This is a genomic window from Butyrivibrio sp. ob235 (assembly GCF_900109475.1).
Classification (GTDB): Bacteria; Bacillota; Clostridia; order Lachnospirales; family Lachnospiraceae; genus Butyrivibrio.
In genome coordinates, this window is record NZ_FOBE01000011.1 from 51,717 (window position 1) to 64,160 (window position 12,444).

Annotated in this window: 8 protein-coding genes and 1 tRNA gene; 2 read left to right on the top strand and 7 right to left on the bottom strand. The window is 41.5% G+C overall.

The annotated features are described in order from the left end of the window. Positions 1-54: 54 nt before the first annotated feature. From BMW61_RS09885 to BMW61_RS09900, 4 genes are all read right to left on the bottom strand, one after another. Positions 55-1,920, bottom strand: coding sequence for a C1 family peptidase (locus BMW61_RS09885; RefSeq protein WP_091821437.1), 1,866 nt, complete (start codon positions 1,918-1,920; stop codon positions 55-57). Then, entirely contained in the window at positions 1,917-2,462 is a 546-nt protein-coding gene (locus BMW61_RS09890) for an NUDIX domain-containing protein (protein WP_022760576.1), read from the bottom strand. Before BMW61_RS09890 ends, BMW61_RS09885 begins: the two co-directional genes overlap by 4 nt. A 57-nt stretch (positions 2,463-2,519) precedes the next feature. Beyond that, complete coding sequence (locus BMW61_RS09895; protein ID WP_091821440.1) at positions 2,520-3,605, bottom strand: acyltransferase; 1,086 nt, start codon at positions 3,603-3,605, stop codon at positions 2,520-2,522. Positions 3,606-3,706: 101 nt separating this feature from the next. Next, a complete protein-coding gene (locus tag BMW61_RS09900; RefSeq protein WP_175475157.1) occupies positions 3,707-5,773 on the bottom strand; it encodes a methyl-accepting chemotaxis protein in 2,067 nt (688 codons plus the stop codon). 300 nt (positions 5,774-6,073) lie between these two features. On the opposite strand from BMW61_RS09900, the gene BMW61_RS09905 reads away from it, so the two are divergent. Further along, on the top strand, positions 6,074-7,102 hold the full coding sequence (locus BMW61_RS09905) for a 3-deoxy-7-phosphoheptulonate synthase (protein WP_091821446.1): 1,029 nt from the start codon (positions 6,074-6,076) through the stop codon (positions 7,100-7,102). 74 nt (positions 7,103-7,176) lie between these two features. Here BMW61_RS09905 and mscL read toward each other — a convergent pair whose 3' ends face one another. After that, positions 7,177-7,659 (bottom strand): large conductance mechanosensitive channel protein MscL, encoded by a 483-nt coding sequence (mscL, locus tag BMW61_RS09910; RefSeq protein ID WP_022760572.1) that lies wholly within the window; start codon positions 7,657-7,659, stop codon positions 7,177-7,179. An 80-nt stretch (positions 7,660-7,739) separates the two neighbouring features. Between mscL and BMW61_RS09915 the strand changes: the two genes are divergently transcribed. Further along, a tRNA-Gly gene (locus BMW61_RS09915) sits at positions 7,740-7,810 on the top strand. A gap of 2 nt (positions 7,811-7,812) precedes the next feature. Here the strand turns inward: BMW61_RS09915 and BMW61_RS09920 are convergent. After that, complete coding sequence (locus tag BMW61_RS09920) at positions 7,813-9,192, bottom strand: NADase-type glycan-binding domain-containing protein (protein ID WP_091821449.1); 1,380 nt, start codon at positions 9,190-9,192, stop codon at positions 7,813-7,815. Positions 9,193-9,194: 2 nt separating this feature from the next. After that, positions 9,195-12,317 carry a hypothetical protein gene (locus tag BMW61_RS09925; protein WP_091821451.1) on the bottom strand — a complete coding sequence of 1,041 codons (3,123 nt, stop codon included), beginning with the start codon at positions 12,315-12,317 and terminating at the stop codon, positions 9,195-9,197. Positions 12,318-12,444 lie beyond the last annotated feature (127 nt).

The window sequence follows — 12,444 nt, forward strand, 5'->3', positions numbered from 1 at the left end:
ACAACATGGCCATGCGACTCCCCATCGCATGGCCACCTCCCATTAATGGGGATTTTATTTTGTAATCAAATCTATATTTCTTATTTTCTTTGTGTAGATCTTCACAAAGAAGTCTCTTTCATCTTGCCTGAGCATGTAATTGCCGGTTCTGTCGACCAGATAGCTGTGACCGCTTGCCGTGTTCACTGTATGTATTGATCCCAGATTGTTATGCCACTCATCCTTATGCTGCTCAGTTGTGTAATCCATGGCCTTTTCATAGACGAGGTACTGCTCCTTACCAGGTTTTATAACCAGAATATACTTTTTGTCTTTTTTTACCTCTATCTTTTCAGTTAAAGAAAACGTGTGATATCCTCCGGTAATCGATTTGCAATCCATTGTTATGATTGGGCTTCCGAGCACACTAATACTGTAATAATCTGCATTTGAACCATCTGCTTCTCCCGGAAGCTCGTAGATGCTTACAGTATCATTTGAAAGAGTACTCATCGTAAAGTATCCGAAGGCTGAAAGTTCCTCATCACTTTCCGGTGAAAAGACAATTCCATACTCCGCGTTATTTTTATCAAACATGTAAACTACATTTTCCTGGTCGATTATCGGATCCTTGATATGTGTCAAAAAACCTGCATACTGATAATTCGTATCATACCAGTTATCATCTTCCGGCATCGCACAATCATACGCAGCAACATTGTTATTACACAAGATACTGTCCTCATAGGACAGATAAAAGTAACCCGATGCCCCGTATTTGGTACCCCAGCTGTTCCTGCAGATAAAAGCGCCATTCTCTGAAGGTTTTGTAATGAAGTTTGCAGCAGGGTAGTCGTCATTCCAACCTACTATTAGTACTTCATGATCGGCATAATTTCCGTTTCCGTACTTTTTATAATCGTACAGCGCAACCTTTTTGCCTGTCCAATAGTCATCATCAGCGCAAATACTGGCCGTCACGCTTCCGTGCTTTACTATCAGCCTTTTAATAAGTTCCCTGTTCTTTTCTGTAGCCGGAACTTCCATGACATTCTGGACATGGCAAACGGCATTCCCATACGCATCAGTAGGTACATCAGCATTTTGCGTATAAAAATCATTCTGACCTCTGAGAACATGTATTGAATTCGTATTTTCATCCACAACAGGGCCTTTCCAGGCTGTCAGAATACTAAGGCAATAGTCAGTAACACCTCCAACGGATAAATAGCCGGTGTCATACTTACTTAAAAACCCATCACCCTCTTCATAGACAAATTCGCGATAGTCTTCGTCGATGCCACCGCCTGCAGAGCCTTCGGCTTTATGCATGTTATAGTATGCTCCGTGCTTCTCCGATAGGTTAAGCGAATCTGTCTCAAGATCCTCATGCTTCTTTAGAAGATCGCTTTCCACAGCCCCGAGCGCCGCAAAATTCCAACAAAGTGCAGTATCACCCTGATTCCTTACAGCTGTTATATAATCCCTGTTATCAGTTTTATCGGAAGTATAAAAGCTCGGCAATTCCGTATCGTCCGATATCGATTCATAGTCTGTTTCTGTCCCATCTGCAGCGGTTATAAGGTCCTCATCAGCATCATCAATAACAATTGCTTCGCTCACCTCAAGTTCTTTGATATCAATCGGTTGTAATTCTTCAATATCGATTTCTTCGCCGTTTGCTTCACCGGTTTCTTCCTGAGCATCATCACTTGCAGAAATATCATCTGTTTTACTTTCAGAAAGCGCAGGCTTGGTATCCTCATCCACTTGAGTTATTGCTCTTGCGAGCTCAGAAGGATGCTCACCCTCCGGTATCTTCTCAAAGAGTTCCGGAGGATCTTCGTTTTCCTCACTATTTGCGCATGCACAGATCGCACATGTAAACAATACCGTCACTGTAAGCCTTATCACAGTGACGGCTATTTTGTTTTTCGTCATCCTATACCCCTGATAAGTTTTAAAGCATCACGAAGGATCTCTTCGTGATCGAATGCAAGGTCCTTTGAATAAAAAACATTATCACCGCAGGAAAGCTTTACTCCTTCCGCAGTATCCTCAATCTTATACCATCCGGTGGCATCAGCATCGTCACCCGCTATAGGCTTTACCTTATTTTCATCAACCTCTGCAAGAAACGCAATAGAAATTGTCCAATCCCTGGGGTCTCTCCCGGGCTTACTGTAGACTCCGACAAGCTCAAGGTCGCTTGGAGCCATTTTTACAGCAGTTTCTTCCTCAAGTTCTCTCGAAGCCGTTTCTTCTATACTCTCCCCGGCCTGGGTAAATCCTCCCGGAAGTGCCCACATGCCTATGCATGGATGGTTTCCCCTCTTTACAAGAAGCAGTTTTCTATTATCAGGATCATTTGTTATTATACAAATATCAGACGTAACAGATGGTTTTTTCCACTTGTCCGGATTGTAATCCTTTAAATATTCCTCTTCTGTTAATCCGTTTTTATCTTTAAATAAATCGCTCATAGTATCCTCCCCAAATGGCTGATTGAAGCCATATTATCATTATTTTAAATTCATTTGCTATACTGTAAAACGTCTGTTTCGATACCATTTTTCAGATATCATCTTATATATCGGACGCTTTATAAACAAATAAAGGACATAACATATATAACTAAATACATATATGCCTATGATACTGCCTATAATATGAAGTATGAGCAGCGGGGTGTCACCTCCCGCAAATCTCTTAGCATCCAAAAAGCCTACAAGTCTGAGATTTAAAATATAGACAGTAAAGGTTCCTCCGGCTATGGCATTTATTATACGATTGTTCGTTATCTTTATTTTTCTGAACATCATGAATAAAAGCGCTGCCTGGGAAATAATAAGCGGATTGTTATAGTTCCAGGCTATCGTATCATAGATGTTCTTTCCTGCCCTTATTCCATCAGCATAGCTCCAGGCTACCGTCACCAGGATACTCAGAATATACCAGAATAACAGATGTCCAACCGTCGGAACATGCTTTTCATCCATATCCCGAATTCCAGCTCCAATCAGATAGACAAGCGCAAAGTTTACAATTGTATATCCTGCCTGAGCTCCATCAATTCCAATAGTACTGCTTCCGGCAAGCTGTCTGCCTGACCAGTATTTTAAAATATCAATCACTGTTGGATAAACCGAAAACAAAACAAATGATATTCCGATAAGAAGCTTTCTTCCGGAAACATCAAGTTTCTCCCAGGCAATATTGATGAACGGCGAAATAAAATAGAGCGCCACGAACACATACACAAACCAGTTGCCTGAAAAAATATATTCAAACAAGTCGTCAATTGAAGAGCTTTGATGTAAAAAGATCCGCTTTGCCAAAACAGTAATCAGCGCAAAAACAATCACCTGCATTACAAGGCTAAGAGGTTTAAGGCCATCACGCTTATTAACTTTACACATGAAATAACCGGTGATCAGAACAAATACATTTACAGCACAAATGCTGAAGGTCTCGAGTAAAACAAGAATAAACTGATTTATGCTGCCATCAGCAGCTCCTGCAAAGCCTCCGTTTTTCACACTGTTATAATGCAGCATTATTACCCCACAGGCTGACAATATTCTCAGAAGCTCTATATTTGATTCACGAAGTGGTCTCTGACTCATATATCCCCCAAATTATTAAAGCTATTCAGGAGAAAATGTCAAAATTTTCATCCTGAACAGCTTTAATTGTATCACAATTTGCAATTATGAGATATATGCCCTTACCTGAGTTTGAAGTTCTTTACAATTCCGTCAAGAGTAACAGCAATGTCTTCCTGTTTGCTGGACATATCACCGACGTTTTCAACTACATCAGCAGCAGTATTGATGGAATCGGTAATATCAGAGCTATGGGATGCTGTTTCCTGAGTTGATTCTGCGATATTCTGAATCGCATTATTAACCTCATTCATTGCATTTCTGATATTCTCTACCATCTGAGCTATCTGATCGGACTGTGAGCCGAACTGCTGAGCATCATCACCATACTGACGGGCTACATGCACGAAGTTCTCATAGTCAGGTGCAGCAGTATTATTTACAAAATCAAGCAGTGCCTGTGAACTCTCGGTAAGTGTCTGGAAAGCATCCTGAACGCCGTCGATAGTGGTCTGGATCTGCTGAACTGCCTCGGCGGTATCCGTTGCAAGCTTATTGATCTCGGAAGCAACAACCGCGAAGCCCTTACCATGCTCTCCTGCTCTTGCAGCCTCAATTGAAGCATTCAGTGAAAGGAGGTTGATCTGATCGGCTATCTCTGCAATAGACTGTGCCATGTTGCTGATCTCTTCAACAACCTTAGCCTTCTCGGATGCATCCGAAAGCTCCTGACTTCTCTCCTGCGCGATATTTATTGCATTATCGTATGCCTTCTGGCTGTTCTGCTCGATCTCATGTGCGCGAATCATGATATCCTTGGTAGCAGCAAGGCTCTCCTCACTCACATCTGCAAGGCTCTGAACCGAAGTATTAACTTCCTCTACGGATGCACTTACTTCCTCTGTAGCTGCTCCGGATGACATCATCGCATCGTTTACACCGGACATGTTGCTCTGAATCTTCTCAAACTGGCTGGTAAGCTCGTTTGCCATCGATGACAGTGAAGCACTTGCCGAGCTTATCTGTTCCGATTCATCGGATATCTGGCTGATTACGCTTCTGTTGGACTCATACATGTTATTTAAGGAATCACTCATAAGTCCAAGCTCATCCTGGTTCTTAGCATGAAGCTTTGATACGGTAAAGTCGCCGCTTGCAAGGGATCCTGCAAATTTTTTAACGCTTGCGATATTTCTTGCAATAGAACTTACAAGGAGTATTACTACCAGTGAACTTATAACAAGGGCAGCTATCAAAATCCCCACCATCATATAAGTCATCTGATTTACGTCTTCTTCAAGCTCATCCTGATTCATGCGAATCATAAGCTTCCAGTTAACCTCCGGAACCGTTCCGTAGTTAACAATAATATATTTTCCGTTCTCCTCAAATCTTGCCATACCTGTCTCATTGGCAAGTACCTGAGATGCGGCAACTACAAGCGAAGCGTTATCTTCATCTGTTATCTTTGCGCCATCCTGAACCTTCTGATTATCTGCGGTATAGAGATAAGTTCCATCAGAGGTTACCATCATAGCTGATCCGGTTTTGCCTACTGTGATTGCACCGGCAATATTAGCAATCGAATCAAGCACAACATCTACAGTAACACAGCCGATATACTCACCTTTGTTATTGTAAATAGGTGCCGAACAGGTCGACATAACAGTTCCCGATGTCGGATCATAGTAAGGATCTGTTATCTTCGCAGTTCCCTTCGACAAAGCCTTGGCATTAATATAATATTCCTGATTGTGATAATCATACTCAGCATTACTGTAATCCCAAGTCTCTACTACAGAAGAACCATCCTTATACCAATAAGGTCCCATGTACTCCTGATCGCCTTGATAAGCAAAGGGCTCAAACCAGATTCCGCATCCGGATATGAGTTCATTGTTCATCTGGACATTGGTGAAAGCATCTTTAAAATCTTCCATTGTCGCACTTCTGTAGGTTGCGCCAACAGTTTCCGCAAGTCCTACAGCCGTGGTTCTTATCGCATCCAAATAGCTGTCGACCTTATTGATATTACCTTCGGTTATTGCCTCATTTCTTTCAGTCGTCTGCTCCTGGATCAGACTGCGGCTGGTTGAGACACTGATATAGGTCATCAGAATCATTGCTATAGCAACGATAGGAATAATACCAATCAGCATCTTTGCCATAATAGACATCTTTTTCCACATAGTCATACCCTCATAAATTATTGTTGTGGCCAGGGACTATACCGTCACCCGAACCGGTGTCAATAACAGCTTGCTTTTTATAAAACATAATTTCATTTTTCCATATAAAAAGTGTATCATAAATTATGTGGAAAATTATCAAATAAACGATTATTAATTATTAAAGTTTTGGAAACAAAGTTGCGGATTTTACCGATATTCTTTACACTTTTTTTATATTTAAAATTATTGGCGTTTACTTTCTTACTTTAACGTGTTATAGTGGAACACGTTAGAGAATTTTATCGGAGGTATTTTCAAATGTCATTTCAATATATACAGCAGCTTCCGTCTCCTGAGGAAATCAGGGATGAGTTCCCGCTTTCAAAGGACTTAATTGAATTAAAAAAGAAAAGAGATAAGGAAATTGCTGATGTTCTCACAGGAAACAGTGATAAATTTCTTGTCATCGTAGGCCCCTGCTCTGCAGATAATGAGGATGCGGTTTGCGATTACGTATCAAGACTTGCAAAAGTAAATGATAAGGTTAAGGATAAGCTGATAATCGTTCCCAGAGTATATACAAATAAACCTCGTACAACAGGTGAAGGATATAAGGGAATTACTTCTCAGCCGGATCCCGAAGGTAAGACAGATTTCAGAGCCGGTCTTGTAGCAATGCGTCACATGCAGATTCGTGCCATAGAGGAGTCAGGACTCACCGCTGCCGATGAGATGCTTTATCCCGAGAACTGGGGATATGTTGAGGATATTCTTTCATATGTTGCCATCGGAGCACGCTCTGTAGAGGATCAGGAGCACAGAATGGTTGCCAGCGGCTTTGGAGTTCCTGCAGGAATGAAGAATCCTACCAGCGGTACCTTAAGCGTAATGCTCAATTCAGTTTACGCCGCTCAGCTTCCCCATTCCTTTGTATACAGAGGCTATGAGGTAAAAACCAGCGGAAATCCGCTCTCCCACTGCGTTCTTCGCGGTTCTCAGAATAAGCACGGACAGTCCCAGCCCAACTACCACTATGAGGACCTCAGTCTTCTTGCTTATCTATATTCCGAGAGAGACATAAAAAATCCTGCTGCCATCATCGATGCCAACCATAACAATTCAGGCAAGAAATATCAGGAACAGGTACGTATTGTAAAAGAAGTTTTACATTCCAGAAATCAGAACAAAAACATCAGTGAGCTTGTAAAGGGCGTAATGATTGAAAGTTATATTGAGGAAGGCTGCCAGAAGATAGGTGAAGGTATCTACGGAAAATCCATTACGGATCCCTGTCTTGGATGGGATGATACAGAAAGACTTCTTCTTGATATTGCGGAGCTTGCATAAAGCGTGTAACACATAATGAGCATATAAAAACGGATCGTCAATTAGTCATTGGCGATCCGCTTTTTTATCAGAAATTATAAATCAGATGTACAGCAAGGGCACTTTGTAGCCTCGATATTGATCTCGCTCTTGCAGTGAGGACAAATCTTTGTTGTAGGAGCTTCCTCCTCTTGTTCCTTCTTCACTTTTTCACTGACCTTGTTAAGAGATTTTACTATGCAGAAAATAACAAGTGCCATAAGCAGGAAGTTGATAACCGCTGTAATGAATACACCATAGTTAAGTGTAGCTGCTCCTGCTTCCTGTGCTGCAGCAAGATTGCTGTACTTGGAGCCATCAAGTGAAACGAACCAGTTTGAAAAATCGATACCACCTGTGAGAACACTGATAACAGGCATTATGATGTCATTTACAAGTGAATTGATAATGCTCTGGAAAGCTCCACCGATGATAACACCGACAGCCAGATCCATGACATTGCCGCGCATGATGAACTCACGAAACTCGTTAGCAAACCCCTTGCTCTTCTCGAGAGCCTTACTCTTATCTACTACCATATTCTCCTCCAATCTGAAACGAAACTATTTTCAACCACTTGAAATTATAGCACAAATTGTTTATTATTAAATAGTTGTTTGCAGGACTAGTACATCGGTAGTATGTCAGCTTCCCAAGCTGAAGAGGCGGGTTCGACTCCCGTGTTCTGCTTTTCAGTATGCCATCACCTCGCTTACGCAGGTATCATCATATTTTGCTCCGGAAGTTGCCCCGGTTATCGTAATAACGATTGTATCCGTCATCACGGGCTCTTCCAATTCAAGCTTTGTCCGGTTTAAATCTACCAGATTTTCCGCTGTGTATCCCTCATAATTACAGCTTATAACTTCGCCTTTTACGGTATTTCCCTCTCCAAAATCAGCACTTGCCTCTGATAGCACTCCATTATTTTCAAACTGTTCATAGCTTGCAGTATAGCCGTTACAGATCACTACTCCATATACAAGCTGTTTTTTGTCCAAATGAAGTGTGATAGTCTCGCCTACACCTGTTCCCGAAACACCTTCAGCCCATACAGTGGTATAATCCCCATCAATCAAATTATCTCCTGAATAAGTCTTCCCACCGGACGCAGAAAGCTCAGACGAAGTTTCTACGGAAGATATGTTTATTTTCTCATCACGGTATCTTCCATAAAGAAGCGTTGCTCCATATTTGCTGTCAGGATTCTTAGAAAAGAGAATATCTGCGTATCCCAAGAACTCCTCATCTCCGCCGTTACTTTCATAGAATCCCGGCCCCGTAAAGAGAATGTAGTCATCATCCTCAAAAAATTGCATATGCTCAACCCGTTGCCAGGCTTCACCGTCAGCCATCAAAGGATAAACATATCCGTCTTCTACCCTTTCGTATTCGTACGGAGTAAAATTCTCTTCTCCGTAAAAGTCCTTGAAAATCCTCTCTGCATCCTCTAATGGAATCGCTGTCTCATCATTTACTGTAGTTGCTATATCCTCATGAACAGATTTCTGTAGCCAAAGAATGCTATCTAGAATCTGGAATCGAAGTGATGCCTTATTCCTGTTATCCATCTCTGAAAAGATAACTCCATCATCATCAATAACTCGGCCAAAGGTCACGCATTCTGCCATTTCTTTAAGTACACCTATGTTGTCAGGAGTCACAGGATTAGTTGCCAGAAGCTGATCAATTTTCTCTGAGCATTCACTTTCTGATAAATGGTTCACTTGTCCCGATTCTGTTTCCTTATCCTCTTCTGATGCTTCTTTTGAGGCATCTTCCACCGCGGTAATTACTTCCTCTGCATTTTCCTCAGAATTTGAGTCAACCTGATCATCTACTTGTGAATCGTCCAGATCAGTTTTTTGATCAGTTGCCGTATTATCTATAGCAGCAGTCTCTTCAGCTGCTGTGCTTTCTGCTTCAACATTCACCTCAGCAGCCGCACTTTCCGATGTAGCTGTCTCTTCACTACTTCCGTTTTCATTACTTTCTCCGCAGGCTGCAATGTTCAGCGCCATAACAGTCATTATAGATACCGATAAAAGTGTTCTTAAAGTGTTCTTTTTCATAATTATCTCCCTGTAATAAAGCTGCAATGCTGGTAGGTTTCACCACTGAATTCCGTTACCGGCCACTCTGTAGTGGTCTCTTTTCCATCTTCGTCTGTTGTTACCTTAATGGTATATAAAGGCATAGTCTCAGAAACCGTCATCTTGTACATGCTGCTCTTTCCTTTATCAAGATACTCGGTAGCAGTACATGTTTCGCCGTCCTTATATACATCAACGACCGAGTTGTCGTGCAGAGAGACAACCATTACATAGTTTACAGCTGTCTCTTCAAGCATGTCTGATAGGAAAAAGAGGTCTCTTGCCCAAGCCTGCGGATCTGTAACAGCAAGGAATACGGCATCTTCAGGTGCATATTCCATAAACTTTCTGTAGTCACCTGCTCTTCCGGAATCCACATAATTACAATATGCATTCATTGCAGCGTCTCGGCGCTCGGGCATTTCAAATGTCTCTTCCTCGACATCGCTATAGCCATTTACATAGTAAGAGCATTTTACCCTCTTTCCGCCATCGGTAAATTCAAGATCTGAAATTTCTTCACCATCTACAGCAAACATAAAATCACCGCACAGGTCTCTCACTTCATTCTTCTGCGCATAAATTGCAGTTGTGAAGTCATCATCCAGCCAGATAAGATTCGTCCCGTCTATGGGTTCCTCGCAGAATTCTCCGCGGAACTTATCAAAAATGTAATATAAACTTGTATGTGGATTTACATGACACTCCACGATCTCTTTTCCATATGCATGATAAACATCAAGAATTGCATTTCCCGCGCCCTTTCCTTCCAAATCAAAGGTAGCGCCATTATAATTGAACTTCAGACCATCATAAGAAATCTCCGGATCCAAATCCCCAAGGTCATACATTCCGTAAAATGCACTGTCAACCTCTTCAATATCTTTTATGCTTCCATCCGATCCGATACTCAGTTTGCACATGTATCTTGGATATTCCATTTCCAGTCGCTGTCCGTTTAAGAGCAGCTTCTTATCTATTCCATCTGAATATTTATAGTATTCGGCGCTCATCTGTTTCGGTTCAAAAGCTGCTGCCGTAAAGCGATTTAATGTGTACTCATTCTCTCCGTCCCAGGTAAGGGGTTTCATTTCCTGTGCCCAGAGCCCTTTATCGTCAGCTTTCCATACCCATGCATAAAAGCTTCCTGTGTTTGCGGATGCCTCTATCGTTTCGCTGTTCTTTCTATGCATCAGATAAGAATTTGATGAAAGTGAAAATGACCCGTCCACACTACTTTGATCCTGGAAAAGAACGCTTCCCATGAAGGAATCGCCGTTACCTGTCTCCTCCATGTAAATGAAGTCTTCTTTGTCGCAGCTGCCATAATACAGTTTCACATTTGATGTATCCTTGCCGTCATCAGGCACATAATATCCATTGTCTGCAAAGGTCATCTTATCTATCCCTGACACATTTACAGAAAATGATAAGGGTACATTTTTCTCTCCGGGATACTGGTGATCTGGTGTAAACTCACCTGTACAGGTCTCGTCAGAGCCTGTATATCCATATGTAAAAGAGCCATCGTTTTTGATTTCCATATGACCATAATCTTTAAGTGTCACCGGATTTACAAGACTCCACTCCCCCTCCATGAAGGTGAAAAGGTCTTCTTCTGATTTGGGGCCATCAAACGCATTTTCATCACCTTTTTTATAAAGTTCTCCATCCATGGAGACGCTTATTGTATCAGCCTTTACATCATGCTCCTCACCGCCTTCATCAATAAGCACCCTGATATCTTCCGTTCCTACCGGCATATAAAAAGGAGCAGCGTCTTCATCTTCGTCTGCCTCATCCCAGGCATATTCGAGTCCAGCAAGCATTGTGTCGCCCTGTTTTATTTTGCCATTAACAAGCGGATAAGCACTGATAAGTGCATAATCATACTCATAGTGTGATTCAAGAATAAGATTTTTATGATCTTTATGCATAAGGAAAATGAAGTAGGAGCTAGCCTCTTCCCCCTTGTACTTTTTGTAGTCATTTTCATAGCTGATCATAAAACCTGAAACATAGTAGTCATCAAAATCCGGATCATACTCAGTTATTTCCGAAGAAAGTACAGTATTCTCTTCTCCGTCATCATCCTCATCAAAGTACGTATTGTCTCCTCCCGGCATCATCATTATCCATTCATCCGGGATATCTTTTGCAAACTCCTCCTTAAAAATCTTCCCATCTTTATCTTCTGAGAAGAATACAGTGTTTGACGTTGAAAATGGCGAAAATACATTTGAATCAAACCAAAAGGTTACCCCCTGAGGATCCAGAGTCCATGCGCACCCTGTGCCTTGCATACAGGTCTTTATACTTTTTTTAATGCCTTCCTTGTCAAGGTTCGACGGCTCTCCCATATAGTCCGTCAGTGTTTCGTCAACATTTTTCTTTACTTTCTCTGCCAGAAGGTCATAAAAAGCATCCTCATCAGCAACGATGTCTGTCAGCTTAATCTCTTTTCCGCTATCCACATAATATGAATGCGCTATATATGACAGGACATTAAAGTCGAAGGTTCCCGCATTTTCACATTCATTGACAAAGCTGATGTACTTGCTGTCAGCCCTCCTAAGATACGTATACCAGCTGCACTCGAAGGTAAGATCATCATATTCCTTCGCCTCTTCCATGGATAACGTATAATAGTCATACTCGTGTGCTTCAATATCATCTCTGGCATCATTTATATTCTTCGCAAGCTCGCTGTGTGAAGCAGCATATTCTTTGCCAAGAGAAAGATAACTGTAGTAATGTTTGAGATAAGGCTTATTATCCTCATTCCATTCATATTTACTTGTCTTGTGCAGAACAAGCGGTGGTACTCCATCATAAGGAGAAGCAGATTCAGAGTTTTCTGCTGCGTCTTCGGAAGCTTCTTCCTCACCAGTTTTATCTTCTGTCTCATCATCAGATTTGGTGTTTTCATCAGATTTTTCTGCAGATTTATCCCCGGCAGAATCGGACGTGCTGTTCTGGGCTGCTTCAGTCGTACCATTATTTTCAGGAGCTGTTGCAGCATCATTTCCCTTTTTGCCACATCCGGAAAATAGGCAGCATACTATCGTAGACATAAGTAATAGAGATAATGGTTTACTTCTCATTTGGTTTCCCCCTATTGACCTAAATGAATAAAATCATTATTTACTGAATTAGTTGAGTTTCCTCGTTTAAGTTTAAATCAAAGCTATATTATTTACAATAATTCAAAAGGCGGTATGCAATCGCACA

Bases quoted from the DNA above. Each gene is read 5' to 3' on its own strand.
- BMW61_RS09885 (WP_091821437.1), bottom strand. From the start codon at position 1,920: ATGACGAAAAACAAAATAGCCGTCACTGTGATAAGGCTTACAGTGACG.
- BMW61_RS09890 (WP_022760576.1), bottom strand. From the start codon at position 2,462: ATGAGCGATTTATTTAAAGATAAAAACGGATTAACAGAAGAGGAATAT.
- BMW61_RS09895 (WP_091821440.1), bottom strand. From the start codon at position 3,605: ATGAGTCAGAGACCACTTCGTGAATCAAATATAGAGCTTCTGAGAATA.
- BMW61_RS09900 (WP_175475157.1), bottom strand. From the start codon at position 5,773: ATGTGGAAAAAGATGTCTATTATGGCAAAGATGCTGATTGGTATTATT.
- BMW61_RS09905 (WP_091821446.1), top strand. From the start codon at position 6,074: ATGTCATTTCAATATATACAGCAGCTTCCGTCTCCTGAGGAAATCAGG.
- mscL (WP_022760572.1), bottom strand. From the start codon at position 7,659: ATGGTAGTAGATAAGAGTAAGGCTCTCGAGAAGAGCAAGGGGTTTGCT.
- BMW61_RS09920 (WP_091821449.1), bottom strand. From the start codon at position 9,192: ATGAAAAAGAACACTTTAAGAACACTTTTATCGGTATCTATAATGACT.
- BMW61_RS09925 (WP_091821451.1), bottom strand. From the start codon at position 12,317: ATGAGAAGTAAACCATTATCTCTATTACTTATGTCTACGATAGTATGC.